Source organism: Defluviimonas sp. D31, assembly GCF_033436765.1.
Classification (GTDB): Bacteria; Pseudomonadota; Alphaproteobacteria; order Rhodobacterales; family Rhodobacteraceae; genus Albidovulum.
Genome location: NZ_JAWQFN010000006.1, coordinates 180,444 through 206,205, shown reverse-complemented (window position 1 = coordinate 206,205; position 25,762 = coordinate 180,444). Strand labels below are relative to the sequence as shown.

The 25,762-nt window shown below is 67.9% G+C and carries 32 protein-coding genes; 10 read left to right on the top strand and 22 right to left on the bottom strand.

Annotated elements, in window-relative coordinates:
• Window positions 1–49: 49 nt before the first annotated feature.
• On the bottom strand, window positions 50–808 hold the full coding sequence (locus tag R5H32_RS12960) for a sulfite exporter TauE/SafE family protein (RefSeq protein ID WP_318339102.1): 759 nt from the start codon (window positions 806–808) through the stop codon (window positions 50–52).
• 164 nt (window positions 809–972) lie between these two features.
• Here R5H32_RS12960 and R5H32_RS12955 point away from each other — a divergent pair, with 164 nt between their 5' ends.
• Window positions 973–2,637, top strand: a complete 1,665-nt coding sequence (locus tag R5H32_RS12955) for an acyl-CoA dehydrogenase family protein (RefSeq protein ID WP_318339101.1) — start codon at window positions 973–975, stop codon at window positions 2,635–2,637.
• Between the two features lie 14 nt (window positions 2,638–2,651).
• On the opposite strand, the gene R5H32_RS12950 is transcribed toward R5H32_RS12955, so the two are convergent.
• A complete protein-coding gene (locus tag R5H32_RS12950; protein WP_318339100.1) occupies window positions 2,652–3,878 on the bottom strand; it encodes an MFS transporter in 1,227 nt (408 codons plus the stop codon).
• A gap of 133 nt (window positions 3,879–4,011) precedes the next feature.
• On the opposite strand from R5H32_RS12950, the gene R5H32_RS12945 reads away from it, so the two are divergent.
• Entirely contained in the window at window positions 4,012–4,428 is a 417-nt protein-coding gene (locus R5H32_RS12945; protein WP_318339099.1) for an META domain-containing protein, read from the top strand.
• Here R5H32_RS12945 and recO read toward each other — a convergent pair.
• From recO to folK, 12 genes are all read right to left on the bottom strand, one after another.
• Entirely contained in the window at window positions 4,419–5,141 is a 723-nt protein-coding gene (recO, locus tag R5H32_RS12940; RefSeq protein WP_318339098.1) for a DNA repair protein RecO, read from the bottom strand. The genes R5H32_RS12945 and recO overlap by 10 nt on opposite strands.
• Window positions 5,142–5,249: 108 nt before the next feature.
• Window positions 5,250–5,591 carry a DUF1491 family protein gene (locus tag R5H32_RS12935; RefSeq protein ID WP_318339097.1) on the bottom strand — a complete coding sequence of 114 codons (342 nt, stop codon included), beginning with the start codon at window positions 5,589–5,591 and terminating at the stop codon, window positions 5,250–5,252.
• Window positions 5,581–6,504 (bottom strand): GTPase Era, encoded by a 924-nt coding sequence (gene era / locus R5H32_RS12930; RefSeq protein ID WP_318339096.1) that lies wholly within the window; start codon window positions 6,502–6,504, stop codon window positions 5,581–5,583. Before era ends, R5H32_RS12935 begins: the two co-directional genes overlap by 11 nt.
• On the bottom strand, window positions 6,497–7,186 hold the full coding sequence (gene rnc, locus R5H32_RS12925; protein WP_318339095.1) for a ribonuclease III: 690 nt from the start codon (window positions 7,184–7,186) through the stop codon (window positions 6,497–6,499). Before rnc ends, era begins: the two co-directional genes overlap by 8 nt.
• Window positions 7,183–7,965 (bottom strand): signal peptidase I, encoded by a 783-nt coding sequence (gene lepB, locus R5H32_RS12920; RefSeq protein ID WP_318339094.1) that lies wholly within the window; start codon window positions 7,963–7,965, stop codon window positions 7,183–7,185. The genes rnc and lepB overlap by 4 nt, the downstream gene beginning before the upstream one ends.
• Window positions 7,966–8,021: 56 nt before the next feature.
• Window positions 8,022–8,432 (bottom strand): holo-ACP synthase, encoded by a 411-nt coding sequence (gene acpS / locus R5H32_RS12915; RefSeq protein WP_318339093.1) that lies wholly within the window; start codon window positions 8,430–8,432, stop codon window positions 8,022–8,024.
• A complete protein-coding gene (locus R5H32_RS12910; RefSeq protein ID WP_318339092.1) occupies window positions 8,429–9,412 on the bottom strand; it encodes an NADPH:quinone reductase in 984 nt (327 codons plus the stop codon). Before R5H32_RS12910 ends, acpS begins: the two co-directional genes overlap by 4 nt.
• Entirely contained in the window at window positions 9,409–10,155 is a 747-nt protein-coding gene (locus R5H32_RS12905) for a pyridoxine 5'-phosphate synthase (protein WP_318339091.1), read from the bottom strand. Before R5H32_RS12905 ends, R5H32_RS12910 begins: the two co-directional genes overlap by 4 nt.
• 78 nt (window positions 10,156–10,233) lie before the next feature.
• Window positions 10,234–10,902, bottom strand: coding sequence for a DUF2062 domain-containing protein (locus R5H32_RS12900; RefSeq protein WP_318339090.1), 669 nt, complete (start codon window positions 10,900–10,902; stop codon window positions 10,234–10,236).
• Between the two features lie 21 nt (window positions 10,903–10,923).
• Window positions 10,924–13,044: a bifunctional (p)ppGpp synthetase/guanosine-3',5'-bis(diphosphate) 3'-pyrophosphohydrolase gene (locus R5H32_RS12895; RefSeq protein ID WP_318339089.1), complete on the bottom strand. Its 2,121-nt coding sequence runs from the start codon at window positions 13,042–13,044 to the stop codon at window positions 10,924–10,926.
• A 30-nt stretch (window positions 13,045–13,074) separates the two neighbouring features.
• Entirely contained in the window at window positions 13,075–13,428 is a 354-nt protein-coding gene (rpoZ, locus tag R5H32_RS12890) for a DNA-directed RNA polymerase subunit omega (protein WP_318339088.1), read from the bottom strand.
• A gap of 80 nt (window positions 13,429–13,508) precedes the next feature.
• A complete protein-coding gene (gene folK, locus R5H32_RS12885) occupies window positions 13,509–14,084 on the bottom strand; it encodes a 2-amino-4-hydroxy-6-hydroxymethyldihydropteridine diphosphokinase (RefSeq protein WP_318339087.1) in 576 nt (191 codons plus the stop codon).
• 115 nt (window positions 14,085–14,199) lie between these two features.
• Here folK and R5H32_RS12880 point away from each other — a divergent pair, with 115 nt between their 5' ends.
• From R5H32_RS12880 to R5H32_RS12860, 5 genes are all read left to right on the top strand, one after another.
• Entirely contained in the window at window positions 14,200–14,772 is a 573-nt protein-coding gene (locus tag R5H32_RS12880; RefSeq protein WP_318339086.1) for an NYN domain-containing protein, read from the top strand.
• A 104-nt stretch (window positions 14,773–14,876) separates the two neighbouring features.
• Window positions 14,877–15,824, top strand: coding sequence for a 4-hydroxy-3-methylbut-2-enyl diphosphate reductase (gene ispH, locus R5H32_RS12875; RefSeq protein ID WP_318339085.1), 948 nt, complete (start codon window positions 14,877–14,879; stop codon window positions 15,822–15,824).
• A complete protein-coding gene (locus R5H32_RS12870; RefSeq protein WP_318339084.1) occupies window positions 15,821–16,414 on the top strand; it encodes a class I SAM-dependent methyltransferase in 594 nt (197 codons plus the stop codon). Before ispH ends, R5H32_RS12870 begins: the two co-directional genes overlap by 4 nt.
• Window positions 16,407–16,886: a ribonuclease HI gene (gene rnhA / locus R5H32_RS12865; RefSeq protein WP_318339083.1), complete on the top strand. Its 480-nt coding sequence runs from the start codon at window positions 16,407–16,409 to the stop codon at window positions 16,884–16,886. Before R5H32_RS12870 ends, rnhA begins: the two co-directional genes overlap by 8 nt.
• Window positions 16,873–17,493, top strand: coding sequence for a trimeric intracellular cation channel family protein (locus tag R5H32_RS12860; RefSeq protein ID WP_318339082.1), 621 nt, complete (start codon window positions 16,873–16,875; stop codon window positions 17,491–17,493). Before rnhA ends, R5H32_RS12860 begins: the two co-directional genes overlap by 14 nt.
• Here R5H32_RS12860 and R5H32_RS12855 read toward each other — a convergent pair.
• The 5 genes from R5H32_RS12855 to def (R5H32_RS12835) all read right to left on the bottom strand — a co-directional run bounded on the left by R5H32_RS12855 (window position 17,490) and on the right by def (R5H32_RS12835) (window position 20,347).
• On the bottom strand, window positions 17,490–17,732 hold the full coding sequence (locus tag R5H32_RS12855; protein ID WP_318339081.1) for a GlsB/YeaQ/YmgE family stress response membrane protein: 243 nt from the start codon (window positions 17,730–17,732) through the stop codon (window positions 17,490–17,492). The two genes, R5H32_RS12860 and R5H32_RS12855, sit on opposite strands and share 4 nt — an antisense overlap.
• A 75-nt stretch (window positions 17,733–17,807) precedes the next feature.
• Complete coding sequence (locus R5H32_RS12850) at window positions 17,808–18,257, bottom strand: YybH family protein (RefSeq protein ID WP_263335879.1); 450 nt, start codon at window positions 18,255–18,257, stop codon at window positions 17,808–17,810.
• Between the two features lie 104 nt (window positions 18,258–18,361).
• The gene (fmt, locus tag R5H32_RS12845) at window positions 18,362–19,258 is read right to left on the bottom strand and encodes a methionyl-tRNA formyltransferase (RefSeq protein ID WP_318339080.1); all 897 of its coding nucleotides are present in this window, start codon (window positions 19,256–19,258) and stop codon (window positions 18,362–18,364) included.
• Window positions 19,259–19,325: 67 nt separating this feature from the next.
• A complete protein-coding gene (def, locus tag R5H32_RS12840) occupies window positions 19,326–19,829 on the bottom strand; it encodes a peptide deformylase (RefSeq protein WP_318339079.1) in 504 nt (167 codons plus the stop codon).
• The gene (def, locus tag R5H32_RS12835; RefSeq protein WP_318339078.1) at window positions 19,826–20,347 is read right to left on the bottom strand and encodes a peptide deformylase; all 522 of its coding nucleotides are present in this window, start codon (window positions 20,345–20,347) and stop codon (window positions 19,826–19,828) included. Before def (R5H32_RS12835) ends, def (R5H32_RS12840) begins: the two co-directional genes overlap by 4 nt.
• A 99-nt stretch (window positions 20,348–20,446) precedes the next feature.
• On the opposite strand from def (R5H32_RS12835), the gene R5H32_RS12830 reads away from it, so the two are divergent.
• On the top strand, window positions 20,447–21,619 hold the full coding sequence (locus tag R5H32_RS12830; RefSeq protein ID WP_318339077.1) for a MalY/PatB family protein: 1,173 nt from the start codon (window positions 20,447–20,449) through the stop codon (window positions 21,617–21,619).
• The gene (locus R5H32_RS12825) at window positions 21,616–22,164 is read left to right on the top strand and encodes a L,D-transpeptidase (protein ID WP_318339076.1); all 549 of its coding nucleotides are present in this window, start codon (window positions 21,616–21,618) and stop codon (window positions 22,162–22,164) included. The genes R5H32_RS12830 and R5H32_RS12825 overlap by 4 nt, the downstream gene beginning before the upstream one ends.
• 70 nt (window positions 22,165–22,234) lie before the next feature.
• On the opposite strand, the gene R5H32_RS12820 is transcribed toward R5H32_RS12825, so the two are convergent.
• Both R5H32_RS12820 and R5H32_RS12815 read right to left on the bottom strand, forming a co-directional pair.
• A complete protein-coding gene (locus R5H32_RS12820) occupies window positions 22,235–22,585 on the bottom strand; it encodes a hypothetical protein (protein WP_318339075.1) in 351 nt (116 codons plus the stop codon).
• A gap of 162 nt (window positions 22,586–22,747) precedes the next feature.
• Window positions 22,748–23,110, bottom strand: a complete 363-nt coding sequence (locus R5H32_RS12815) for a hypothetical protein (protein WP_318339074.1) — start codon at window positions 23,108–23,110, stop codon at window positions 22,748–22,750.
• A 160-nt stretch (window positions 23,111–23,270) separates the two neighbouring features.
• On the opposite strand from R5H32_RS12815, the gene R5H32_RS12810 reads away from it, so the two are divergent.
• Window positions 23,271–24,434, top strand: a complete 1,164-nt coding sequence (locus tag R5H32_RS12810) for a lytic murein transglycosylase (protein WP_318339073.1) — start codon at window positions 23,271–23,273, stop codon at window positions 24,432–24,434.
• Window positions 24,435–24,500: 66 nt separating this feature from the next.
• On the opposite strand, the gene R5H32_RS12805 is transcribed toward R5H32_RS12810, so the two are convergent.
• Window positions 24,501–25,574: a Hint domain-containing protein gene (locus tag R5H32_RS12805; protein WP_318339072.1), complete on the bottom strand. Its 1,074-nt coding sequence runs from the start codon at window positions 25,572–25,574 to the stop codon at window positions 24,501–24,503.
• Window positions 25,575–25,762: the final 188 nt, after the last annotated feature.

Genomic DNA, 25,762 nt, shown 5'->3' with positions numbered 1-25,762 from the left:
GGGGGGGCGCTGCCCCCACACCCCCGGGGTATTTCGGCAATGAAGAAGATCAGAGCGTCAGCGCGCGGCGGACGAGGTTGAGCCCGGTCGCCGCGAGCACGACGAGCGTCCAGCGCCGGAACCGGCGCGCGTCGAGCCGGTCCTGGATGGCGAAGCCGAGCCAGAGACCGGCGAGCGCCGGTGGCGTCAGCAGGGCCGAGAGCGTCAGCGTCGTCGCATTGGCCACGCCCGAGCCGAGATGCGCCACCAGAAGCATCGCCGAGCCGATCAGGTAGACCACGCCCTGCACCCGCACATTCTCGCGCTTGTCGATGTCGAGCGAGAGGAGGAGCGCGATCGTCGGCGGCCCCCAGACCCCGGAGATGCCGCCGAAGAAGCCGCCGACGAGGCCGGTCAGGATCTCGGCCCGGCCGCGGTTGTGGGCGTCGAATCGGAGCTGCCAGCCGGCGAGCTGGGTCAGGGCGAAGGCGGTGATCGGCAGGCCGAGCGTGGCGAGCAGGATCGCCTGCGGCATCACCGGTACAAGCTGCGCCGCGACGAGGATCACGAGGCAGAGCGCGATCAGCAGGCGGTGGTACTCGACCGTGGTCGCGATGGCGGCGCCCGGCCCTTGGCGCAAGGCCTGGGCGAGATTGGTCGCCAAGGTCGGCAGGATCAGCGCCGCGAGCGCGGTGTCGGCGGGCAGGAAGGAGGCGAGGCCGGAGATCATGATCATCGGCATCGCGAAGCCGACCGCGCCCTTGACGACGGCGGCGAAGAGCGTCACGGCGAGCGCCATGGCGAGTACGGTCAGGTCGTATCCGATCATGGCGCCGGGGCCCTCCTCGGGCTGCTATACCGTGTCGCGGCGGACCCCGCATCCGGATTTCGTCCGCGACACTTTCGTGCTGCACCTGCATCGTTCGCGAATTATTATTGCGCTGCGACTGCAAAATCCCTATGAGGGTGCAACTGCAGAAAAGGAGCCGCCCGATGGCGCATGACGGAGTTGAGATGCCGAACGCCGTGACCCTTCCCGACCTCCTCGACCTGACCGAGGCGGCGCTGCCGCCGGTAGAGGCGCTTCTGTCCGAGGCCACCGCCGGATTGCGCGCCCGCGTCAGCCGCGAAGGCAAGGTGTCCGGCGCGGCACTCGAGACCCACCAGTTCGCCGCCCACGCGCTTTCGTGGCTGGCAACTTACGTCGAATCGCTCAGGCAGATGCGGGCCTGGGCGGGGCGGATATCGGCGGCGGGCGGCTTCGGCGAGATGGAGTCGCTGATCCTGCAGATCGGCTTCGGCGAATACCTCGCGCAGATCGCCGGCGGCATCCCGATGAGCCAGGGCGAGACCGCGCGGCTCGCCGATCTCGGGCTGTCCTGGGCGCCGGAGGGCGCGGCGGCGACGCTGATCGCGGGCGGCAACACCGCGGCGGCGCGGGCGCGGCTCGTCCAGCTCATGCGCGACAATCACGGCCGGGCGACCTTCGGAGCGACCGGGCTCGACGAGGATCTGGAGATGATCCGCGACCAGTTCCGCCGCTATGCCGAGGAACGGGTGGTGCCGAACGCGCATGACTGGCACCTCAAGGACGAGCTCATTCCGATGGAGATCATCACCGAGCTTGCCGATCTTGGCGTCTTCGGCCTGACGATCCCCGAGGAATTCGGCGGGCTCGGCCTGTCGAAGGCGTCGATGGTGGTGGTGAGCGAGGAACTCAGCCGCGGCTACATCGGCGTGGGGTCGCTCGGCACGCGCTCCGAGATCGCGGCGGAACTGATCCTTTGCGGCGGCACCGACGACCAGAAGGCCGAGTGGCTGCCGAAGCTCGCCTCCGGGGAGATCCTGCCGACCGCGGTCTTCACCGAACCCAATACCGGCTCAGACCTCGGGTCGCTGCGAACGCGCGCGGTGAAGGAGGGCGACGACTGGGTCGTGACCGGCAACAAGACCTGGATCACCCATGCCGCGCGAACCCATGTGATGACGCTTCTCGCGCGTACCGATCCGGCGACGACCGACTATCGCGGCCTTTCCATGTTCCTTGCCGAGAAGACCCCTGGCACTGACGAGGCGCCGTTCCCGACGCCGGGCATGACCGGCGGCGAGATCGAGGTCCTTGGCTACCGCGGCATGAAGGAATACGAGCTCGGCTTCGACGGCTTCAGGGTGAAGGGCGAGAACCTTCTCGGCGGCGTGCCGGGACAGGGCTTCAAGCAGCTCATGCAGACCTTCGAGAGCGCCCGGATCCAGACCGCCGCGCGCGCGATCGGCGTGGCGCAGTCGGCGCTCGAGATCGGGATGCAGTATGCCGAGGACCGTAAGCAGTTCGGCAAGAGCCTGATCGAGTTCCCGCGCGTCTCCGGCAAGCTCGCGATGATGGCGGTCGAGATCATGATCGCGCGCCAGCTGACCTACCACTCGGCCTGGCAGAAGGACCACGACAAGCGCTGCGACCTCGAGGCGGGGATGGCCAAGCTCCTCGGCGCCCGCGTCGCCTGGGCGGCGGCGGACAACGCGCTGCAGATCCACGGCGGCAACGGCTTCGCGCTGGAATACCGGATCAGCCGGGTGCTCTGTGACGCGCGGATCCTCAACATCTTCGAGGGCGCGGCCGAGATCCAGGCCCAGGTGATCGCGCGGCGGCTGCTCGACTAGGGCGGCCGGAGGGCTCAGGCGGGCTGACGCGCGTTCGTGCCGCGCGGCTCGCCGAGGCGCGGGTGGATCCGCCCGGCCACCGCGATCATTGAGGCGAGCCCCCCGGCGCAGGCGGCGAAGACGCCGGTGATCGGCAGCGCCAAGAGCACGAGCCAGGCGACGCCGGGCGAGAGGATGCCGGAGACGTCGCGGTAGCTCGAATAGACCGCCGACATCTCCGTCCGCTCCGCCGGCCGCACCGCCATCAGGAACGGCAGGCCGCCGAAGGCGTCGAGCATGACGAGAAAGAGCGACGAGGTGAAGAGCGCGATCACCGCGAGCGGCGGCCAGACCTGGCCGAAGGCGGCGAGAAGGAAGCAGGCGGCGCAGGCGGCGAAGGTGATCCGGATCGCCCGCTTCAGCCCGCGCCGCTGCATCCAGCGCAGCATCAGGGGCGAGAGGAACAGGAAGGTGTTCGAGACCGAGAAGGCGGCGCTCGCCACCTGGTCGCCGAGCCCCGCCTCGATGCAGAAGATCGGCAGGTAGACGATATAGACCCACCAGCCCGAGGAGCGCAGCACCGCGAAGAGCCAGCCGGCGATCAGCCGCGGCTGGCGGAAAAACCGGCCGAGATAGGCGAGCGGGTTGGGGGCCGGCGCGCGGGCTCGGGTGATCAGCTTGCCGTTGCCGAGCCGCATGTACCAGAAGGTCGCGAGCAGGAGCGCAGCGAAGCCCATCGCAGCGAGGAACGGCAGCGGCTCCCAGTATTTCCAGAGCATGACGCCGATCACCGGCCCGGCGGCCCATGAAACCGCCGCATAGATCATCTTCAGCGTCTCGCCGCGGCCGAGGTCGTGGCGGGCGATGTAGTCCATCACATAGGCATTGGTGCAGATGGAAACGGTCACGGTGGCGAGACTCGTGAGCAGAAGCGCAAGCGGGGTCAGCACCGGTCCGCCGACGATCGCGAGCGGGCAGCTGATCAGGTAGAAGCCGACGCCCGCGGTATAGACCCAGCGCCGCGGCAGAAAGCGGCCAATCCACGGCACCATCAGCCCGAAGAAGAGCGAACTCAAACCGATGCCGAAGTAATAGAGGCTCACCGCCGCCGCGTCGTCGGAGAGCGCCCGGTAAAGGACCAGCGGCCAGATCGAGACCAACAGTCCGCGCAGCGAGGCCTCGATCCCGTTCAGCACGGCGAATCCCTTCACGCCGGGAATCCGGGCGTGGCGCAGGATGTCGGGAATGTTGCGACTGAACATGGAAAGCCTCCGGGGTCAGAAGCCGCAGCCGGGGGCCTGTTGTCGCGACCGAATGCGACACCGATGTCGCTCCGCCGCCGGTCGGGCCGGAAACCGCTTGCGGCGGCGCCGGGTTTGTCGGAACACTCGCGCCATGCGTCTTCGCCTCGCCTCCGCCGCCGCCCTTGCCCTCCTCGCCGCCCTTGCCCTCCTCGCCGCCTGCCAGGGTGACGAGACGATATCGGGCTATGCCGGGACCGACACGGCCTGGCGGCTGGTCGAGATCGACGGCGCGCCCTTCACGGCGCGCGCGGTTATCCGGTTCCCCGAAGCCGGGCAGGTGGCGGGCGAGGCGCCCTGCAATACCTTCTCGGGGCGGCAAAGCGCGCCCTACCCCTGGTTCAAGGCCGAGGCGCTTGCCGTGACGCGACGCGCCTGCGACGCGCTCGCCGAGGAGACCCGGTTTTTCGCCGCCTTCGGCCGGGTGAGCCTTGCCGAGGTGCAGGGCGAGGTGTTGATCCTGTCCGACCCGGACGGACCGGAAATGGTGTTCGAGAGGGTTCAGCCCTGACGGCCCAGCATTTGCACGAAACGCCGCCGCGCCTCGGGCAAGGGTCTCGTGCCGAGGTCGTGGGCGAGGTGGTGTTCGAGGAAATGGCCGGTGAGACGCAGCCCTTGACCCAACTCTTCCGGCGTGGCCCCGCCCTGACCGAGCAGGCAGGCCGGCAGCGGCAGCAGGCGATCGGCCCATTCCCCCGCCGCCGCCCGCGCCACCGCGCGGCCCGATTTCGGGCTGACATAGGCGAGGTCCTCGCGGCTGCCGGTCACGGCGCAGCTGCCGAGGTCGAGTCCGTAGCCGAGATCCTCGAGCAACAGGAGTTCCCAGCGCAGGTAGGAAAGCACCCAGTCCGGCTCGGCGCCGAGGCGGTCGAGAAGTGCCACCGAGGCGGCATATAGACCGGGATGCGCCTCGCGTTCCGGAAGCGCGAAGCGCAGGAGCGCGCAAACCGAGTTGAGCCCGGCCAGCGCCAGCCGGTCGCCGAGGAGGCCGGTGCGCGACCGCAGCGGCTCGACGGTGAAGGTGCCGATATGCTCCTCGAGGCGGCCGCGCCAAGTCACGTCGATCTGGGCGCCGGGCTGCAGCACCGGCGCGAGCCGGCGCGAGGCGCCGCCGCGCACAACGCCGGCATGGCGGCCGTGCCCGGCGGTGAAGACCTCGATGATCGCCGCGCTCTCGCCGTGCCCGCGCACGGACAGCAAAGCGCCCTCGTCCCGCCAGTCCATCGCCCCTCCCGTCAGCCTGCGAGAACTATCCCCGGGCGTCGTGCGAATGTCCATGTCGCGCCGGGGGCGCTGCCGCCCGGAAACTTGCGGCAAGATGAAGGAGCGGGATCAGTTCGCGAGCCCGTCCTCGTCGAGGAGCGTGCGCCCCGCGCGGCTCTCTATCTCGATCACCCAGAGGTCGGGATCCGTGCGACGCTGGCGGGCGATGGCGGCATCGACCTCGGTCTCGGGCCCCTCGGCGAGCACGACCCAGGCGCGGGCGCCCGTCATCAGGTCGAAGCTGCGCTGGTAGAGCCGGCCGTTACCGTCGAGCGTCGCGAGCTTGACCAGAACGGCACCTGCCGTCGGATCGCCCTTCGCGGTGACATAGGCCGGGATATGCGCCGCGCCGAGCCGCGCGAGATAGGCGCGGACCCAGAAATCCGCGGTCAGCCGCGGCTCAGTCGCCATCCTTGAACTCGAGCCCCATCTCGGAATAGCGCTCCTTCTCCTCGAGCCAGTTCGGGCGCACCTTGACCTGGAGGAAGAGGTGGACCGGCCGACCGAGGAACTCCATGAGCTCGGCCCGCGCCGCCTGTCCCACCGCCTTGATCGTCTCGCCCTTGTGGCCAAGGATGATGCCCTTGTGGCCGTCGCGGGCGACATAGACGATCTGGTCGATCCGGGCAGAACCATCCTCGCGCTCCTCCCAGCGTTCGGTCTCGACCGTGAGCTGGTAGGGCAGTTCCTCGTGAAGCCGCAAGGTCAGCTTCTCGCGCGTGACCTCGGCGGCGATCATCCGCATCGGCAGGTCGGCGATCTGGTCCTCGGGGTAGAACCACGGGCCCGTCGGCAGCTCGGCGCCGAGCCAGGCCTTCAGGTCATCGACCCCGTGACCGCGCTCGGCCGAGATCATGAAGGTCTTCTCGAACGGATAGGCGTCGTTGAGCTTCTGCACCAGCGCCAGCAGCGCCTCGGCCTTGACCCGGTCGATCTTGTTGATCGCGAGCGCCACGCGCTGGCCCTCGCCCATCCGTTCGCGGAGCGTGTCGAGAATGGCTTGCACGCCCGGCGTCAGCCCGCGGTGCGCCTCGATCAGGAGAACGACGATATCTGCATCCGCAGCCCCGCCCCAGGCGGCGGCGACCATCGCCCGGTCGAGCCTGCGGCGCGGCCGGAAGAGGCCCGGCGTGTCGACGAAGACGATCTGCGCGTCGCCCTCCATCGCGATGCCGCGGATCCGGGTGCGCGTGGTCTGCACCTTGTGGGTGACGATCGAGACCTTGGCCCCGACCATGCGATTGAGCAGCGTCGACTTGCCGGCATTCGGCTCGCCGATCAGCGCGACGAAGCCCGCGCGGGTTGTGGGTTCGGCCTCAGCCATTCGGGTTCTCCATCCGCGCCAGAAGCGCCTTTGCCGCGGCCTGTTCGGCCTGCCGTTTCGCCCCGGCCTTCGCGATCTCGGCCTCGCCCGTCGAAAGCCGCACCTCGACGGTGAAGACGGGCTGGTGATCCGGCCCCTCGCGGCCGAGCTCGGTATAGGCGGGCGGTGGAAGGCCGCGCGCCTGGGCCCATTCCTGCAGCGCCGTCTTGGCGTCGCGGGCATCGGCCTCGACCGCGCCGATGCGACTGCCCCAAAGTCTGAGCACAACGCCGCGCGCCGCCTCGAAGCCAGCATCGAGATAGACCGCGGCGATCACCGCCTCCATTGCGTCGCCAAGGAGCGCCTCCTTGCGCCGGCCGCCCGACATCATCTCGGACCGGCCAAGCTTCAGGACGTCGCCGACGCCGACCTCGCGCGCGACCGCGGCACAGGTCTCCTTGCGCACTAGCGTGTTGAAGCGGGGGGCAAGCTGGCCCTCGCTCGCCGCCCTGTCGGCCGCCAGCAGCGCCTCGGCCATGACGAGGCCGAGCACCCGGTCGCCGAGAAACTCCAGCCGCTGGTTGTCGGGTCGGGTCGGCGTCGCGATCGAGGCATGGGTGACGGCGCGCACCAGAAGGTCGGGGCGCGCGAATCCGTGCCCGATTCGGGCCGCGAAAGCCTGGAGGTCGGCCCCGAGCCTCACTCCACCGCCTTGAAGAAGCGATCGGACCGCCAGGTCCAGAAGAAGAAGAGCGAGCGGCCGGCCGAGGAGAACATGATCCGGTCGGCGCGGCCGATCAGGTATTCGGCGGGCAGGAAGCCCACCCCGTTCGGCAGCGCGAAGCGGCTGTCCTGGCTGTTGTCGCGGTTGTCGCCCATGAAGAAGTAATGGCCCTCGGGCACGGTGAAGATCGGCGTGTTGTCCGCCGCCCCGTCGCGGATGTTGAGGATATTGTGGCTTACACCGTTCGGCAGCGTCTCGATCCGGCGCTCCTTGATGCAGGTGCCGCCCTGGCCGACCGGGTCGTTGGCGCATTGCGGCATGTTGCCCTGCGAGCCCTGCGGCTGCTTGATCTCCTCGAAGGTGCCGCCATCCTGCTGCGGCACGGGTTCGCCGTTCAGCCAAAGGACGCCGTCCTTCATCTGCACGGTATCGCCCGGAAGCCCGATCAGCCGCTTTATGAAGTCCGAGCCGTTCGCGGGGTGGCGGAAGACCACGACATCGCCGCGCTCGGGCTCCGATCCGAAGAGGCGGCCCGAGATGGGGCAGGCGGAGAAGGGGCAGGAATAGGCCGAGTAGCCATAGGCCATCTTGTTGACAAAGAGGAAGTCGCCGATCAGGAGCGTATCCTTCATGGAACCGGAGGGGATCCAGAACGGCTGGTAGAAGAGCGTGCGAAACACGCCCGCGATTACGAGCGCCCAGAATACCGTCTTGATCGTTTCGACGACACCCTCGGTCGCCTTCGCCTTCGCCGCCATGATCCTGCCTGTCCCTGTTTTGGCCCCGCGCTACATGATCGCCCGCGCGGAAGGTGTCAAGTTTCGCCCGCTGCGGGCCGAGCCTCGATCACCACGAAGGCCTGCGCCCAGGGGTGGTCGTCGGTCAGCGTGACGTGAACGATCGCCTCGTGGCCCGGCGGTGTCATCTCGGTGAGCCGCTCGGCGGCCCAGCCGGTCAGGTGCATCACCGGCTGGCCGGTCGGAAGGTTCGACACGCCCATGTCCCTCCACGAGATCCCCATCCGAAGCCCGGTGCCGAGCGCCTTGGAGCAGGCCTCCTTCGCCGCCCAGCGCTTCGCATAGGTGCCGGCGCGATCCATTCGTCGCTCGGCCTTTCGCTGTTCGACCTCGGTGAAGACGCGGTTCAGGAACCGCTCGCCGAAGCGGTCGAGCGTGGCCTGGATGCGGTCGATATTGGCGAGATCCGTGCCGATGCCGAGGATCATCCGCCCCACTCCATCACCACGGTGCCGAGCTTCGTGCCCGCCTCGACCGTCTCGTGCGCGGCGGCGCAATCCTCTAGCCCGCCGCCGGGTACCACCGCGTGGGACAGCGCGCGATTGGCGAGCCATTCGGTGAGCTGCGCCTCGCCCCTGCGCCGCGTCGCGGGATCGAGGAGATAGACGAGGATCATGCGCAGGGTGATGTTCTTGAACATGAACGGGTAGAAGTCGAGCACGGGCCTCATCTGGGAGGCCGAGGCATAGGTCGCGATCACGCCGCCGGGCTTCAGGAGCGCAAGCGACGCCGCCTGGTTGGCGGCGAAATCGACCTCGACGATGCGGTCGACGCCTTCGCCGCCCGTCATCCCCCTCACCGCTTCTGCAACATCGGCGTCGCGGTAGTTGACCCATTCACCGGCGGTCGAATGCGCGGCCTTTCCGGCGGACGAGACGGTCGCGATCACCCGTGCGCCTCCGAGCGCGGCCATCTGGCAGGCATAGCGTCCCACGGTGCCCGCGCCGCCGGTGACGAGGACCGTCTTGCCCGTGACCGGGCCGTCGGCAAAGACCGCGTGCCAGGCGGTCATGGCGGGGATGCCGAGGCAGGCGCCCTCGGCGAAATCCGCCGCCTCGGGCAGCCGCACCGCCTGGTCGGCCGGAAGTGCGATCAGTTCGGCCGCGGTGCCGTATTGCCGCTGCCAGCCGCCGTTCCAGATCCAGACCCGCTCGCCGATCCGGGCGGTATCGACGCCCGCCCCCACGGCCTCGATCACGCCGGCGCCATCCGAATGCGGCACGATCTTCGGCCAGGCCATGACCGCGCCCGCCCGCGCGCCGGCGCGGAGCTTCACGTCCGAAGGGTTCACACCAGAGGCACGAAGCCGCACCAGAACCTCGCCCGGCCCCGGCAGGGGATCGGGCAGCGTGCCGACCGTCAGCACCTCGGCCGCGGGGCCGAACGCCTCGTACCAGACGGCCTTCATGCCGCGGGCCGCGCCGCGTCCATCAGGCGGCGCATCTCCGCGATCGCGGGCTTGAGGCCGCTGAAGATCGCCTCGCCGATGAGGAAATGACCAATGTTGAGCTCCCGCACCTCGGGGAAGGCCGCGACCGGCCCAACGGTGTCGAAGGTCAACCCGTGGCCGGCATGGACCTCGAGCCCGAGCGAATGGGCCAAGGCCGACATCTCGCGAAGCCGCGCCAGCTCGGCATCGCGCTCGGCGAACTTCCCCTCGGCGTGGAAGTCGCAATAGGCGCCGGTGTGAAGCTCCACGACCGCGGCGCCGATCCGGTGGGCGGCCTCGATCTGGGCAGCGTCGGCGGCGATGAAGATCGAGACGCGGCAGCCGGCCTCGGCCAGGGGCGCGATGAAATGCGCGAGCCGGTTTTCCTCGCGCGCGACCTCGAGCCCGCCCTCGGTGGTCCGCTCCTCGCGCTTCTCGGGCACGATGCAGACCGCGTGCGGCCGGTGGCGGAGCGCGATCCGCTGCATTTCCTCGGTCGCGGCCATCTCGAAGTTCAAGGGCACCGACAGCGCCTCCATCAGCCGCTCGATATCGGCGTCCGTGATGTGGCGGCGATCCTCGCGCAGATGCGCGGTGATGCCGTCGGCCCCGGCCTCCTCTGCCAGTTTCGCAGCGCGCACCGGGTCGGGATAGGCCGAACCGCGCGCGTTCCGCACGGTCGCCACATGGTCGATGTTCACGCCAAGCCGCAGATGGTCCACGCGCCGTCCTCCCCTTCGTTGATCCTGCCCGACACTAGACCGCCCGGCCCCACGCTGTGAACGGCCGATATGTAACGGTTACGATTCCCGCTCCGCCTGCTCGTGCCGCTCCTCGACCCGGGCGTGGAGCTTGGCCTTGAGCTTCTCGAACCGGTCCTTGAGCCGCTTGCGGCGATGCTTCTGATAGGCGGCGATCAGCGGTTCGGACAGGTAGTAGCAGACCACGCCCGCCACTATGCCGGGCAGGAGGCCGCCGACGAGATAGGGCAGGAAAACTTCGTTCCAGAAGTTGTAGAGCCCGTGCCAGCGCGTTGTCTCCGGCGTGAAGATCGCGACGAAGTTGTGCTTCAGATCCTTGCCCGCATCGGCGAACTTGCCGAAGAGCGTCGCATGCTGCGTCTCGTCGAAATCGGTGCCGAGGATCAGATGGCCGAGCTTCATCGACATGAAGGCGATGAACGGGAAGGTCAGCGGGTTGCCGAAGAAGGTGCCGAGGAGCGCCGCGAGGATGTTGCCCCTGACCGCCTTGGCTGCGAGCGCCGCGCCGATGAAGTGGAGCCCAAAGAGCGGCGTGAAGCTGATGAAGACCCCGGCGCCGACGCCGCGCGCGATCCGGTCGGCGCGGTCGGGCAGGCGGCGGACACGGTGCTTGACGTAATGGAAGGCGCGGGTCCAGCCGCCACGGGGCCACAGGGCCTCGGCGATGATCCTGAGGTAGGACCTCGGATTGCGGCGCTTGAAGACCAATTCCCGTTTCCCTTCCGCCCCTCAGGGCTTGCGACCGAGGTCGCGGTAACGCTCCACCTGCGCGACGTCGCTCTCCGCCTCCAGTGCCGTCAGCACCATGTGCAGATGCTCGGCATCCCTTAGATCGACTTCCACAATAAGACGGTAAAAATCCGGCTTTCTGTCGACGAAAGTCAGATCGGAGATATTGGCCTTCTGCTCGCCGATCAAGGTGCAGATGCGCCCGAGCACCCCGGCGTCGTTGGCGATCGTGAGGTTGAGGCTGACGGAATGGACTGGGGCATGGCGGCCCGAATGCCAGCGCAAGTCGACCCAGCGCGCGGGCTGCTCCTCGAACTCGGCGAGCGCAGGACAGTCGATCGCATGGACGACGACGCCCTGACCGCGATAGGTGATGCCGACGATGCGCTCGCCCGGCACCGGCTGGCAGCAATTGGCGCGGCGGAATGACTGGTCGGCCATCAGGCCCACGACCGGGCGGCGGGCGTCGACCTCCTCCACCGGCTGGGTGGCAAGCTCGGGGTAGATCGCCTCGATGACCTCGCGCGCGGTCAGTTCGGCGCTGCCGAGCCGCGCCAGCACCTCCGTTTCGTCGGAGAGCCCGAGCGTCTTCGCCGCGGTCCTGAGCGCCTTTTCGGTGGCCTTGCGGCCGTGATGCTCGAAGGCGACGCGCGCGAGTTCCTGGCCGAGCTTGACGAACCGCTCGCGGTCCTCTTCGCGCAGGCTGCGGCGGATCGCCGACTTGGCGCGCCCGGTCACCACAATGTCGATCCAGGTCGCCTGCGGGCGCTGGCCAGTGGCGGTGATGATCTCGACCGACTGGCCGTTCTTGAGCCGGGTCCAGAGCGGCACCCTGATGCCGTCCACCTTGGCGCCGACGGTCGAATTGCCGATCCTCGTATGGATCGAATAGGCGAAGTCGATCGGCGTCGCGCCCTTCGGCAGCTGGACCACGTCGCCCTTCGGCGTGAAGCAGAAGACCTGGTCGGAATACATCTCGAGCTTCACGTTCTCGAGAAACTCGTCGTGGTCCTCGCCGGTGTCGAAGCGTTCGGTCAGCGAGGCGATCCACTTCGCCGGATCGACCGCGAACGGGTTCCGCGCCCGCTCGCCGTCGCGGTAGGACCAGTGCGCCGCGACGCCGGCCTCGGCGACCTCGTGCATCTGGCGGGTGCGGATCTGCACCTCAACGCGCTTGCCGTCGCGACCCGAGACCGTGGTATGGATCGAGCGGTAGCCGTTCGACTTCGGCTGGCTGATGTAGTCCTTGAACCGTCCCGGCACCGCGCGCCAGCGGCGGTGGATCGCGCCGAGAATGCGGTAGCAGTCGGCCTCGTTGCGGCAGATCACCCGGAAGCCGTAGATGTCGGACAGCCGCGAGAAGGCGAGCTGCTTTTCCTGCATCTTGCGCCAGATCGAATAGGGTTTCTTGGCGCGCCCGAAGACGTCGGCCTCGACGCCTTCCTTCTCCAACTCGGCGCGGATATCGGCGGTGATCTTGTGGATCACGTCGCCGGTTTCCTTCTGCAGCGTAATGAAGCGCCGGATGATCGAGGAGCGCGCCTCGAGGTTGACCACTCGGAACGAGAGATCCTCAAGCTCCTCGCGCATCCACTGCATGCCCATGCGGCCCGCGAGCGGCGCGAAGATGTCCATCGTCTCGCGCGCCTTGCGGAGCTGCTTCTCCTGCGGCAGCGACTTGATCGTGCGCATGTTGTGCAGCCGGTCCGCGAGCTTGACGAGGATCACCCTCAGATCCTTGGACATCGCCATGAACAGCTTGCGGAAGTTCTCCGACTGCTTCGATGCCGTGGACGAAAGCTGCAGGTTGGTCAGCTTGGTGACACCATCGACCAGTTCGGCGATCTCGGTACCGAACCGCTCCTCGATCTCGGCATAGGTCGACTTGGTGTCCTCGATCGTGTCGTGCAACAGCGCGGTAACGATCGAGGCGTCATCGAGGCGCTGCTCGGTCAGGATCGCCGCGACGGCCACGGGGTGCGAGAAGTAATCCTCGCCGGAATGGCGTTTCTGGCCGTCATGCATGTGCCGGCCATAGTCATAGGCCCGGCGAATCAGATCGGCATTGGTACGGGGATTGTAATTGCGGACCAGCGCGATCAGGTCTTCGACATCGATCATTCCGGTCCGCGCGCCTCGGCTAGAGTGGGCTTAGCCCTGCCCCTGCGCTTCCATCAGCGCCCGGAGCAGTTTTTCCTCCGACATGTCGTCCGCCTCGGGCCGGTCGACCTCGGCGCCCATCAGCAGCGCCATCGAGTCTTCCTCGGGCTCGTCGACCTCGATCTGGGTCTGGTGGCTCTCGATCATGCGCTCGCGCAGGTCGCCCGCGGCCTGGGTCTCGTCGGCGATTTCGCGCAGCGAGACGACGGGGTTCTTGTCATTGTCGCGGTCGATCGTGAGCGATGCGCCGGCAGCGATCTCGCGCGCCCGATGTGCGGCGAGCATCACCAGCTCGAACCGGTTCGGAACCTTGTCAACGCAGTCTTCAACCGTCACGCGGGCCATTCGGAGCTCCAATCGGATTGGGAGATATGGAGCCCGCTATTTAGGCGCTCCGCTCCCCCTTGACAAGCGAAGTTTCCCCGTCAAAGCGGGCAAATCTCCGCTTTCTCGGCCTCCGGCAGGGCATCTGCCATCTCCGCCACGCTTCGCCCCGTGGCCGGATGGCGCCAGCCGGGCGCGATTTCGGCGAGGGGAATCAGCACGAAACCGCGGTCCTGAAGCCTCGGATGCGGCAGGATCAGCCGGTCCGGCGCCTCGGTGCGCTGACGCTCGGGCGGCAGCCCGACCCAGGCGGCCTGGGTCTCCGGATCGGGCGCGATCCGGTCGCCGAGCCACAGCAGGTCGAGGTCGAGCGTGCGCGCGCCCCAGCGCCGCAATCTCTCGCGGCCGTGGCGCGCCTCGATCTCATGGAGCACGGCGAGCACCTCCTCCGCCGCGAGGCGGGTTTCGACGATTGCCGCGGCATTGACGAAGTCCGGACCCGAACCGGCCGGGAAGGCCGGGGTGCGGAAAAACCGCGACACGGCGGCGAGCGGTCCGATCCGCCCGGCGATCTCGCGGAGCGCCGAAACGAGCGTTTCGGACGGATCTCCGGACGGCGATGGCTCGTTGCCTCCGAGCGCGATTGCTGCTAGCCTATCCTTTTGGACAGATACCATTTTTTGTGTCACTCTGTCTAAGTCCTAAGCAAGGGGAAGAACGTCGTCGTAGGTCCAGTTTGCCCACCCAAACGTTTAACGGATCATCGGCGGCGATATTTGAGAGGACCCATTGATGTTCTACAAGGACGAACGGCTCGCGCTGTTCATTGACGGATCGAATCTATACGCGGCCGCCAAAGCACTCGGATTCGACATCGACTACAAGCTCCTTCGTCAGGAGTTCGAGCGCCGCGGCAAGTTGTTGCGCGCATTCTACTACACCGCACTTCTCGAGAACGACGACTACTCTCCGATCAGGCCACTCGTCGACTGGCTTCACTACAACGGCTTCACCATGGTGACGAAGCCCGCGAAGGAATACACCGACAGCCAGGGCCGGCGGAAGGTCAAGGGCAACATGGACATCGAACTCACGGTCGATGCGATGGAGCTTGCGCCGCGCGTCGATCATATCGTGCTGTTCTCGGGCGACGGCGACTTCCGGCCGTTGGTCGAGAGCCTGCAGCGCCAGGGCGTGCGGGTCTCTGTCGTCTCGACGATCCGCTCGCAGCCGCCGATGATCGCTGACGAGCTGCGCCGTCAGGCCGACAACTTCATCGAGCTCGACGCGCTCCGCGAGGTGATCGGCCGCCCCCCGCGCGAGACCCGCTTCGAGCGCGAGGAAGCGACCGCAACCAACGGCTGAGACCGGAACCGGGGCCTCCGCGCCCCGGTTTCGCCTTTCCGGGGCTGGACGCGAGACGCCGGGCCGCATAGGTCTGTGGCGCACGTCGAGTTGCGGACCCTGCCATGCCCGAGCCCCTCACCCTCTACCTCGCCGCGCCGCGCGGCTTCTGCGCGGGCGTCGACCGCGCGATCAAGATCGTCGAGATGGCGCTCGAGAAATGGGGTGCGCCGGTCTATGTGCGCCACGAGATCGTGCACAACAAGTTCGTCGTCGACGGGCTCCGCGCCAAGGGCGCTGTCTTCGTCGAGGAACTTGACGACTGCCCCGCCGACCGCCCGGTGATCTTCTCCGCCCACGGCGTGCCGAAATCGGTCCCGGCCGAGGCCGAGCGGCGCGCGATGACTTTCGTCGATGCCACCTGCCCGCTGGTCTCCAAGGTCCATATCGAGGCCGAACGGCATTTCCAGAACGGGCTCCAGATGGTGATGATCGGCCATGAGGGCCATCCCGAGACACTCGGCACGATGGGCCAGCTTCCCGAGGGCGAGGTGCTGCTGGTCGAGACGGTCGCGGACGTGGCAGGGATCGCGCCGCGCGATCCCGAAAGGCTCGCCTTCATCACCCAGACGACACTCTCGGTCGATGACACCGCCGGCATCGTCGCGGCCTTGAAGGCGCGGTTCCCCGCCATCGTCGGGCCGCACAAGGAGGACATCTGCTACGCCACGACCAATCGCCAGGAGGCGGTGAAGGCGATTGCCGCGAAGATCGACGCGCTTCTGGTGATCGGCGCGCCGAACTCCTCCAATTCCAAGCGCCTCGTGGAGGTCGGCCGCGCCGCGGGCTGCGCCTATGCCCAGCTCGTCCAGCGCGCCACCGACATCGACTGGCGCGCGCTCGCCGGGATCCGCGCGGTCGGCGTGACCGCGGGCGCCTCGGCGCCGGAAGTTCTGGTGAACGAGGTGATCGACGCCTTTCGCGACCATTTCGACGTGACCGTGGAACTCGTGGAAACCGCGCGCGAGCGTGTCGAGTTCAAGGTGCCGCGCGTGCTGCGGGAGCAGGCATGAGCGCCGACGAACGCACCATCGCGGTCTACGAGGCGAAGGCTGCGGACTATGCCGCACGGTTCGCCGCGGACCGGCCCGACCGGCACCTCGTAGGCTTCATCGCCGCGCTTCCGAAGGGCGCGTGGGTGCTCGACCTCGGCTGCGGCCCGGCCGATGCCTCGGCCTTCATGCGCGCGGCCGGCCTTATTCCGGATCCGGTCGACGCCGCCCCGGCGATGGTCGCGCTCGCCAACGCGCGCCACGCGATCGGCGCCCGGCTGGCAACCTTCGACGAGATTGAAGCGCAGGCCGCCTATGACGGCATCTGGGCGAACTTCTCGCTGCTCCACGCGCCGCGCGCCGACCTGCCGCGCCACCTCGCCGCGCTGCACCGGGCGCTGACACCGGGTGGCCTCCTCCATATCGGCATGAAGACCGGAACCGGCGAGGGCCGCGACGCGCTCGACCGGTTCTACACCTATGTCGGCCGCGACGAGCTTCTCGGCCTGCTCGCGGCGGCGGGTTTCACCGTCACCGGCACCGACGAGGGCATCGAGACCGGCCTCGCCGGAACGCCCGACCCCTGGATCATCGTTCGCGCCCATGCCTGAGCTCTTCGCCTATACCGACGGGGCCTGCTCCGGCAATCCCGGCCCCGGCGGCTGGGGCGTCCTGATGATCGCCAAGGACGGCGAGACCGTGCTCAGGACCCGCGAGCTGAACGGCGGCGAGCCGGAAACCACCAACAACCGGATGGAGCTTCTCGCGGCAATCTCGGCATTGGAGGCGCTGACGCGCGCCTCGGCGATCACCGTCGTCACCGACAGCGCCTATGTGAAGAACGGCGTGAGCCAATGGATCCACGGCTGGAAGCGCAACGGCTGGAAGACCGCCGACAGGAAGCCGGTGAAGAACGTCGATCTCTGGCAGCGGCTCGACGCCGCGCAGGCGCGCCACAAGGTGCGCTGGGAATGGATCAAGGGCCATGCCGGCCACCCCGAGAACGAACGCGCCGACGAGCTCGCGCGGGAGGGAATGAAGCCCTTCAAGCCGAAGAAGAAGGCCGCCAATGACGGTGCTTGAGCTTCTCGACTACGCCTCGGTCTTCATCTTCGCGCTGACCGGCGCGCTGGTGGCGAGCCGGGCGCAGCTCGACATCGTCGGCTTCGGCTTCGTTGCGAGCCTGACGGCCGTCGGCGGCGGCACGCTGCGCGACGTGATCCTCGACCGCAATCCGATCTTCTGGGTCGCCGAGCCCGCCTTCGTCGCGGTCGCCATCGCCGCGGCGGTGCTCGTATTCTTCACCGCCCATCTCTTCGAAAGCCGGCTCACGGTGCTGACCTGGCTCGACGCCTGCGCGCTCGCGGTCGCGGTTCCGGCCGGCACCGGCGTCGCGCTGGCGCTCGGGCAGCATTGGGGGATCGTGCTCCTGATGGGGGTCGCGACCGGCTGCTTCGGGGGGTTGATGCGCGACGTCGTCTGCAACGAGGTGCCGCTGGTCCTGAAGCAGGGCGAACTTTACGTCACCGCCGCCTTCGCCGGCGCCGCGGCCGCGCTTCTCGCGACAGCGTTCCTGCCGACCGGGCTCGCGCTCCTGGCCTGCGCCGGCGTGACTTTCACGCTCCGCGCCGGGAGCCTGATCTTCGGCTGGAGCCTGCCGGTCTACAAGTCGCGCCCGCCGCGCCGCTAGCGGCCCTTCGGCCCGTAGCTCCGCCACAGCCAGATCAGCGCCATCGCGCCGAGCACGGCCCCGACGAAGCCGCCAAGCCAGCCTGAAACCATCAGGATGAACCGGATCACCAGCCCGCCGGCCAGCGCACCAAGGACGCCGATCGCCACGGTCGAGACGAGATCGGCCTCGATCCCCATCAGCCGGGTCGCGATAAAGCCCGCCGCCGCCCCGATGATGATCAACCCGATAATCGCCATGCCGACCTCCGTCCCGCTACGCACTTCAATATGGAGCGCGGCCGGCCGGAAGTGAATGGCGCCGGCTTCCGACGCTCAACCGGCCGGATCGGCGTTCCAGATGTCCCAGTGAAGGTTCCAGGCCCCGGCCTCGTCGCGCTTCCAGATAACGATATACTTGCCGGCGACGGACTGCATGCCACCGTTTCCGTCCGGAACCGAGAGCGTGAACGTCCCGATCTCGTTGGCCATGTCGCCCGCGAGGTCGAGCGTCACCGTGGTCAGGTCGAGATCGGTGGCCCCCGCCTCGATGAAGCCCGCCCACAGGGCTTCGGCGCCCTCGCGCCCGTTCACCATGGCCATGTCGGGCGGCATGAGCACCGCATCGGCGGAGTAGAGTGCGGCAACCCCAGCCGCGTCGCCGCCGTTGAACGCGGCCTCGAACGCGGCATTGCGTTCCCCGATGGCGGCACCGTCATCCGCCCAGGCGAGTGTCGGAACGAGGATTGCCCAGACGAGGGCAAGGTTGCGTGTGGTCGTCTTCATCGGCCCCTCCCATTATCGGTCAGCCCGGGGCTCCGACCCGGAACCCGGGGACATGACAGGGGGCGATCATAGCACGGCCGGCCCGCAGGTCCGAGCGTGGCCGTTCAACCGAGCCGGTCGGGAAGCGTCAGCCCGCGCAGGATCTCCGCCGCCGGCATCGGCTTCTTGCCCTCGCGCTGCGCCTCGAGAACTTCGACAGCGCCGGTCCCGCAAGCCACGGTGAAGCCCGACAGCACCGCGCCCGGCACGCCCGCGCCAGCGGCCAGCCGCGACCGCAGAAGCTTCACCCGCTCGCCCGCGATCTCGCACCAGGCTCCGGGAAACGGCGAAAGGCCACGGATCTGCCGGTCGACCTCCACCGCCGCGCGGGTCCAGTCCACCCGCGCCTCGGCCTTGTCGATCTTGGCGGCATAGGTCACGCCCGCCGTCGGCTGCGGCTCGGCCACGAGCGTTTCGAGCCTCGCCAATGCCTCGACGATTGCCCGCGCCCCCATCGCCGAAAGCCGGTCATGCAGCTCCGCCGTCGTCTCCTCCGGCCCGATCGCGGTACGCTCGCACAGCAGCACCGGCCCGGTGTCGAGCCCCGCCTCCATCCGCATGATGCAGACGCCGGTCTCGGCGTCGCCCGCCATGATCGCCCGGTGGATCGGCGCCGCCCCCCGCCAGCGCGGCAGGAGCGAGGCATGGATGTTGAGACATCCCTGCGCCGGCGCGTCGAGCACCGCCTGCGGCAGGATCAGCCCGTAGGCCACGACCACCGCGACATCGGCCCGAAGTGCTGCGAACTCCGCCTGCGCGTCCGCCCCCTTCAGGTTCACCGGATGACGCAGCGTCAGGCCCAGCGCCTCGGCCCGCGCCTGAACCGGGCTCGGCCGGTCCTTCTTGCCGCGACCGGCGGGGCGCGGCGGCTGCGTGTAGACGCAGACCACCTCATGCGCGGCATGCACCGCCTCCAGCGCGGCGACGGAAAACTCCGGCGTGCCCATGAATACGACGCGCATGCCCCGCCCCTTCTTCATTGCCCAAATACCCCGCGGGGGGTCCGGGGGGCGCGAAGCCCCCCGGCCGCTATCCGCGCTTTCTCAGCTTCTCGGCCTTGGCGACCAGCATCTTGCGGCGCATGGGCGAGAGATGGTCGAGATACATCTTGCCATTCAGATGGTCGATCTGATGCTGGACGGAGGTCGCCCAGAGCCCGACGAAATCGCGCTCCTCCAAGTCGCCCGCCGCGTTCAGGAACCGCACCGTCACCGCCCGCGGCCGCTCGATCGAGGCGAAGACGCCGGGCAGGTTCGGGCTCGCCTCGTCATGGCGGCGAAGCTGAATCGAAGCGTGGAGCACTTCCGGATTGGCCATCCGCACCGCCTGACCGCGCTTGTCCGAGCAATCGACGACGGCGAGCCGCAGCATGATCCCGATCTGCGGCGCGGCGAGCCCGTAGCCCGGCATCGCATCCATCGTCTCGACCATGTCGTCCCAGATCATGCCGATCGTCTCGGTGACAGCGGCAACCGGCTCGGCCGGGGTCCGGAGCCGCTTGTCGGGCCAGGGAACGAAGGCCCTGACCGTCACAGCCGCGCCTGCTCGCGCTTCAGCTTCTGCATCTTGCGGGTGATGAGCTGGCGCTTCAGCGGCGTCAGGTAGTCGATGAAGAGCTTGCCGTCGAGATGGTCGATCTCGTGCTGCACGCAAGTCGCCCAGAGCCCATCGAAACGCTCCTCCTCAGCCGTGCCATCGAGCGTGAGCCAGCGCACCGCCACCTCCGCCGGGCGCGTCACCTCGGCATATTGCTCGGGGATCGACAGGCAGCCCTCCTCGTAGGTGTTCACCGCCTCAGAGGACCAGGTGATCTCGGGGTTGATCAGCACCATCGGCTTCGGCGCCGCGTCGGGATCCTTCACGCAGTCCATCACCAGGATGCGCTTCATCAGCCCGACCTGCGGTCCGGCAAGGCCGACCCCCGGCGCGTCATACATGGTCTGCAGCATGTCATCGGCAGCCCTGCGCAGCTCGTCCGTGATCTCGGTCACGGGGTCGCAGCGCTTCTTCAGGCGCGGGTCGGGATGGATCAGGATCGGGCGTATCGTCATGGAAGGTGATTTAGGCCATGCCCGGGCCGCGCGCAATGGCCGCCCCTTGCGTCCGCCGTCGCGATCACTAACCTCGCGCGCGGACCAAAGGGGCATTCCATGAAATTCGACGAGATCATCGACTTCCGCGGCAAGCATACCTCGAAATGGGACACCATGGAGAAGACCCTCGGCGTCGCCCCCGAGGACGGGCTCGCCATGTGGGTCGCCGACATGGAGTTCCGACCGCCGCAAGGCATGGTCGATGCCGTCAAGCGCGCCGCCGACAACGCGCTCTTCACCTATTTCGGCGATGCCGGCGACTACAACGCCTCGATCCAGTGGTGGATGCGCGAGCGTCACGGCTGGGCGGTCGACGAGAAGGCGATCTTCACCACGCACGGCCTCGTCAACGCGGTCTCGATGTGCCTCGAGACCTACACAAGGCCCGGTGACGGCGTGGTGATCTTCACCCCCGTCTACCACGCCTTCGCCCGCGTGATCCGCGCCAATGACCGGCGGCTCGTCGAATGCCCGCTCGCGATCCGCGACGGCGTCTACCAGATGGACTTCGACGCCTGGGACGCGCAGATGAACGGGACCGAGAAGATGGCGATCCTGTGCTCGCCGCACAATCCCGGCGGCCGGGTCTGGACCCGCGAAGAACTTCAGGGCATGGCCGATTTCGCCAGGCGCCACGACCTCATTCTGATCTCGGACGAGGTCCATCACGACCTCGTATATCCCGGCCAGAAGCACATCGCGATGCCGCTCGTGGACCCCTCGATCGCGGACCGGCTGATCCTGCTCACCGCGACGTCGAAGACCTTCAACGTCGCCGGCATGCACTGCGGCAACGCGATCATCCATGACGAGGGCCTGCGCGCGGCCTATGCCAAGCGCATCCATCAGCTCTCGGTCTCGCCCAACACGCTCTCGATGCACATGACCCCGGCGCTCTACTCGCCCGAGGGCGCGGCCTGGGTCGATGAGCTCACCGCCTATCTCGCGGCCAACCAACGGCTCTTCCTCGTCGGGATCAACGCGATTCCGGGTCTCAGGATGATGCCGATGCAGGCCACCTACCTCGCCTGGGTCGACTTCACCGGCACCGGCATGGCCCGCGAGGAGTTCGCGGCCCGCGTGGCCAAAGAGGCGAAGATCGCGGCGAGCCCCGGCCCGGTCTTCGGCCTCGGCGGCGAGAGCTTCCTGCGCTTCAACATCGCCATGCCGCGGGTGCGGATCGCAGACGCCGTGGAACGGATGCAAAGGGCGTTCGGCGACCTGCAATGACCTGGCTCCGGCGGATTGTCCGGCTCGCCATCCTGACGGCGGCGCTGGCGCTCGGGATGCTAGCGCTCTACCAGCACCGGTTCCCGACGCCGCCGGCGCCACCCGGGCCGCTGCCGCCCCTCACCGGCACGATCGATCATATCCTCGTCGAGAAATCCGCCCGCCGCCTCACCGTCTTCCGCGACGGAGAGGCGCTGCGCAGCTACGGAATCGCGCTCGGCTTCGCGCCCGAGGGCGACAAGATCCGGCAGGGCGACGGCAAGACCCCGGAGGGCCGGTTCCGCATCAACCGGCGCAACGCGGAAAGCGCCTTCCACCTCTCGCTCGGCCTCGACTATCCCCAGCAGGACGACCTGATCCGCGCCGCGGCGGGCGGCTATTCCCCCGGCGGCGACATCTTCATCCACGGCCAGCCGAATGCGTTCTTCGGCAAGGCAACGCTGCGCCACGACTGGACCGAGGGCTGCATCGCGCTCGCCGATGCCGAGATCGTGGAACTCTGGCGCATCGCGCCGATGGGCACCGCGGTCGAGATCCGACCCTGACCGCCCCTTCATCTTGCCCGAAATATCCCCGCCGGAGGCCTCCGCCGCACACCGCGGGGCGACCGACGGATCAGTCGCGCGGCAGATACCCGACCGGCGCGTTCTCCTCGCGCACATAGTCGAGCGCCGGACGGTCCTGCGCCACGGTCGATCTCTTCATCGTGCAGATCAGCTCGCCCTCCTCGACGCCCGAGGCGACGATCAGGCACTGGTAGAGGTGGCGCGGACCGTCATAGATATCCACGAGCCCCCTCAGATGCACAACCTGATCGGCATCAAGCGCGAATCCGGTCTCCCAGAACCGCAGGATCGGATAGACATCATCGCCCGCGAACACCCGCAGTCGCGCGCGCCGGCGCAGATCCCGCTTGCGGGCTTCCTCCAGCCCGGCCCGGACTTCCTTCGGTAAAAAATCGGTCATCACACACCTTCCCCCCAAACCAGCATGACCCATCGGCGCTGAAAATCAAGTTAACCATTTGAGTTACAAGGAAAGGGTCGCGAAGCGTCGCCGCGCGGCCACGTTACCACGGCAAGGTGACAGTATTGTGCAGCTTGCAAGCCGGCGACGCGCAGGGGCGGCTCAACCCGTCGTGCCGTAGTGCTCGACGACCGCGGCGAGATCCTCGGGCGGCGTGGCTGATGGCAGAAAGGCGCAGGCATTGGGGATGTGCCGGAAGATCGAGCCGTCCGAAAAGAAGCTCGTATTGGTGACGAAGACGATCCGCGACGTCGGGTGACGATAGCGCGCGTAATCGGCCACCGCCAGCGCGCTGCCCTCGGAGAGCACCAGGTCCAGCACGATCACATCGACCGGCCCCAGATCGAGAAACGAGACCGCAGCCGCCTGGCCGTCGGCAAGGCGCACGTCTGCCGCAAAGCGTTCGAGATGCCGCTTCCAGAGCCAGCCAAGGTTCGGGTCGCTCTCGACGATCAGAACGCGCATGTTTCCTCCCGCGACGCGAACGGACGGTTCGCCGCCTCGTTCCTCGACTCTCGATAGAAGTTCGTCAACACTTCCAACGCAATTGCTAAACTGTTCCGGCGACGGGTGGCAAACCGCCCGTTCCAACGCGGCCCCGATCCCGCCCAAGCAGGAGAACCCGATGCGCCCCGATCTCGCCCTCCTCATCCTCGGTCTTCTCGCCGGTCCGGCATCGGCCTGCGGAGGGAACTTCGGTGGCTTCGTCGCAGACCTGAAGTCCGAGGCGGTATCGCGCGGCCATGCCCCCGCGACGGTGGAGCGTTTCTTCGCCAGTGTCCGTCAGGATCCGAAGGTGCTGCGCGCCGACCGTGCCCAGGGCGTGTTCCAGAAGGACTTCATCACCTTCTCGCGCGCGCTGATCAGCAAGAACCGCATCGTCAACGGCCAGCGCAACGCGCAGAAATACGCCTCCACCTTCCGGCGCATTGCCCGTGACTACGGCGTCTCTCCCGGTGTCCTCCTCGCCTTCTGGGCGCTCGAGACCGATTACGGCGCGGTGCAGGGCGATTTCAACACGCTGAACGCGCTCGTGACGCTCTCTCACGACTGCCGCCGGCCGCATCTGTTCCGGCCGCAGGTCTTCGCCGCGCTCGAACTCTACGAGCGCGGCGATTTCGACCCGGCCCGCACCCGCGGCGCCTGGGCGGGCGAGATCGGCCAGGTGCAGATGCTGCCCGAGGACATCCTCAGGAACGGCGTCGACGGCGATGGCGACGGCCATGTCTCGCTCAAGACCTCGGCGCCTGATGCGCTGATGTCGGGGGCGAAGATGCTGCGCGGCCTCGGTTGGCGACCGGGGGAACCGTGGCTGCAGGAGGTGGTGGTGCCCGACGGGCTCGACTGGTCGCAGACCGGACTCAACCATCAGCTTTCGGTGGCTCAGTGGGCGCGGATGGGGGTGAAGGGCCGCTCGGCGCCGCTGGCGAAGGGGCTGAACGGGTCGATCCTGCTGCCGATGGGGCGCCGGGGGCCGGCCTTCATCGCCTATCCCAATTTCCGCGTCTATTTCGAATGGAACAAGAGCTTCGTCTACGTCACCACGGCGGCCTATTTCGCCACCCGCCTCGAAGGCGCGCCGGTCTTCGACCCCGGCAATCCGGAGCCGGGCCTGTCGGCGGGCGAGATGAAGACGCTTCAGAAGAAGCTGCAGGCCCGCGGTCACGACGTCGGCGGCATCGACGGTATCCTCGGCGAAAAGACCCGCGAGGCGGTGCAGAAGGAGCAGATGCGCCTCGGCCTGCCGGCCGACGCCTGGCCGACACGGGCGCTTCTCGGGCAGCTTTGATGGCGTCGCCGGAAACGACAAAGGGCCGGCGGAGCCGGCCCTTTGTCGTTCTTTGCAGAAGGTCGCTCAGGCGACGGCCTTGACCTCGCCCGCGCCCAGCGGCGCCATCTTGGTCCAGAGCGCCTCGGCCTCGCGCGCCGACAACGTGCGCCGCGCGGTGGGTCCGTAGAGCGTCCAGTCGCCGGCATATTCGGGGAACACCCGCGCCATCTCGGCCCGCGCGTCCTCGGTCAGGCTGGCGATCGCGGTGTCGCCGGGGAAGAGGCTCTCGGTCTCGATCCCGTTCGACAGCACGATGTCGTGCCGGTCGAGCATCAGGTGGAAATACTCCACCGTCTCGGGACGCGCCGGGCGGCGCAGGGTCGGCGCGAACTTCAGATGCTTCGCGGCGACGAGCACCTCGTCCTGGCCGAACAGCATCTCCGGCTCCCAGCCGCGCACCAGCACCCGGTGCTGCGGCGAGACCCAGAGATCGGCGCGCGGCAGCCCCTCGCCCATCGCGCCCTGCGGGATGCAGACCGGGCGCATGTCGGGGTTGAGCAGAAGATCCATCAGCGTCAATTCGCGCGCGGCGGCGAACCGCACCGTGGCGGTGGCACCGGAGGTCGTGAGCACCTCGTCACCGGCCTTCAGCGTCTCGACCGGAACCTCGCCCTTCGGCGTCGCGATCAGCGTGCCGCGCAGGAAACAGACCGGGTTGGGCGTGGTGGTGACACTCTGAAGCGGGATGGCGCCGTTGCCGATCTGGTTCATCAGCGTCTGCGTACCCGAACCGTCCGTCACGAAGAACAGCTCGGTTTTTCCCCCGGACGAGGGATAGTCGAGCACGGTGATCTGGATGACCTCCTTGCCCGCGAGCGCCGCCGGAACCTGCGAGTTGTTGGGCAGCGTGCCGGTCAGATCGTACTGAAACCTGTACTCCACGCCGCCGATCCAGACCGTCGTGTCGGGATCGAAACCCCCACTTCCATTCTCGAGGTTCAGATCGCCCGTCGTGTTTGTGCCGAGCGTCCCGCTCTCGAAATAGATCTGCGTCGCCGGAAAGGCGCCGGAGCCCCCGCTCGACTTGATCGGGTTCAGGGTCGAGTTGTTCGCCGTGATACTGTCGGCCCGCGCCCAAAAAGTCGCTGAAGTTACCATGCCTGTTCGCCTCCACAAAATAACCAGCGGAACACCCGCCCCGCGCCACGATTCCGGTAGTCTTTGCCCTACTACACCGTCAATTCGGACGAATTTGTGACCCGAAAAGTTCTTTCGGGTCGACCGCGCCTGTTGCACCCACAAAAAACGCGGGAATGTAGTCAAATTCAATACGGTTGCGGAAGAAA

Bases quoted from the DNA above. Each gene is read 5' to 3' on its own strand.
- R5H32_RS12960 (WP_318339102.1), bottom strand. From the start codon at position 808: ATGATCGGATACGACCTGACCGTACTCGCCATGGCGCTCGCCGTGACG.
- acpS (WP_318339093.1), bottom strand. From the start codon at position 8,432: ATGATCCTCGGCATCGGCACGGATCTCGCCAATATCGACCGCATCCAG.
- R5H32_RS12850 (WP_263335879.1), bottom strand. From the start codon at position 18,257: ATGAAGACGACCACACGCAACCTTGCCCTCGTCTGGGCAATCCTCGTT.
- R5H32_RS12815 (WP_318339074.1), bottom strand. From the start codon at position 23,110: ATGCGCGTTCTGATCGTCGAGAGCGACCCGAACCTTGGCTGGCTCTGG.
- R5H32_RS12880 (WP_318339086.1), top strand. From the start codon at position 14,200: ATGTTCTACAAGGACGAACGGCTCGCGCTGTTCATTGACGGATCGAAT.
- R5H32_RS12935 (WP_318339097.1), bottom strand. From the start codon at position 5,591: ATGGCGACTGAGCCGCGGCTGACCGCGGATTTCTGGGTCCGCGCCTAT.
- fmt (WP_318339080.1), bottom strand. From the start codon at position 19,258: ATGCGCGTCGTATTCATGGGCACGCCGGAGTTTTCCGTCGCCGCGCTG.
- R5H32_RS12810 (WP_318339073.1), top strand. From the start codon at position 23,271: ATGCGCCCCGATCTCGCCCTCCTCATCCTCGGTCTTCTCGCCGGTCCG.
- R5H32_RS12895 (WP_318339089.1), bottom strand. From the start codon at position 13,044: ATGATCGATGTCGAAGACCTGATCGCGCTGGTCCGCAATTACAATCCC.
- R5H32_RS12870 (WP_318339084.1), top strand. From the start codon at position 15,821: ATGAGCGCCGACGAACGCACCATCGCGGTCTACGAGGCGAAGGCTGCG.
- lepB (WP_318339094.1), bottom strand. From the start codon at position 7,965: ATGGCGGCGAAGGCGAAGGCGACCGAGGGTGTCGTCGAAACGATCAAG.
- R5H32_RS12805 (WP_318339072.1), bottom strand. From the start codon at position 25,574: ATGGTAACTTCAGCGACTTTTTGGGCGCGGGCCGACAGTATCACGGCG.
- R5H32_RS12955 (WP_318339101.1), top strand. From the start codon at position 973: ATGGCGCATGACGGAGTTGAGATGCCGAACGCCGTGACCCTTCCCGAC.
- def (WP_318339078.1), bottom strand. From the start codon at position 20,347: ATGACGATACGCCCGATCCTGATCCATCCCGACCCGCGCCTGAAGAAG.
- R5H32_RS12910 (WP_318339092.1), bottom strand. From the start codon at position 9,412: ATGAAGGCCGTCTGGTACGAGGCGTTCGGCCCCGCGGCCGAGGTGCTG.
- R5H32_RS12860 (WP_318339082.1), top strand. From the start codon at position 16,873: ATGACGGTGCTTGAGCTTCTCGACTACGCCTCGGTCTTCATCTTCGCG.
- rnhA (WP_318339083.1), top strand. From the start codon at position 16,407: ATGCCTGAGCTCTTCGCCTATACCGACGGGGCCTGCTCCGGCAATCCC.
- ispH (WP_318339085.1), top strand. From the start codon at position 14,877: ATGCCCGAGCCCCTCACCCTCTACCTCGCCGCGCCGCGCGGCTTCTGC.
- folK (WP_318339087.1), bottom strand. From the start codon at position 14,084: ATGGTATCTGTCCAAAAGGATAGGCTAGCAGCAATCGCGCTCGGAGGC.
- R5H32_RS12950 (WP_318339100.1), bottom strand. From the start codon at position 3,878: ATGTTCAGTCGCAACATTCCCGACATCCTGCGCCACGCCCGGATTCCC.
- R5H32_RS12830 (WP_318339077.1), top strand. From the start codon at position 20,447: ATGAAATTCGACGAGATCATCGACTTCCGCGGCAAGCATACCTCGAAA.
- recO (WP_318339098.1), bottom strand. From the start codon at position 5,141: ATGGACTGGCGGGACGAGGGCGCTTTGCTGTCCGTGCGCGGGCACGGC.
- R5H32_RS12855 (WP_318339081.1), bottom strand. From the start codon at position 17,732: ATGGCGATTATCGGGTTGATCATCATCGGGGCGGCGGCGGGCTTTATC.
- R5H32_RS12820 (WP_318339075.1), bottom strand. From the start codon at position 22,585: ATGACCGATTTTTTACCGAAGGAAGTCCGGGCCGGGCTGGAGGAAGCC.
- R5H32_RS12945 (WP_318339099.1), top strand. From the start codon at position 4,012: ATGCGTCTTCGCCTCGCCTCCGCCGCCGCCCTTGCCCTCCTCGCCGCC.
- era (WP_318339096.1), bottom strand. From the start codon at position 6,504: ATGGCTGAGGCCGAACCCACAACCCGCGCGGGCTTCGTCGCGCTGATC.
- R5H32_RS12825 (WP_318339076.1), top strand. From the start codon at position 21,616: ATGACCTGGCTCCGGCGGATTGTCCGGCTCGCCATCCTGACGGCGGCG.
- rpoZ (WP_318339088.1), bottom strand. From the start codon at position 13,428: ATGGCCCGCGTGACGGTTGAAGACTGCGTTGACAAGGTTCCGAACCGG.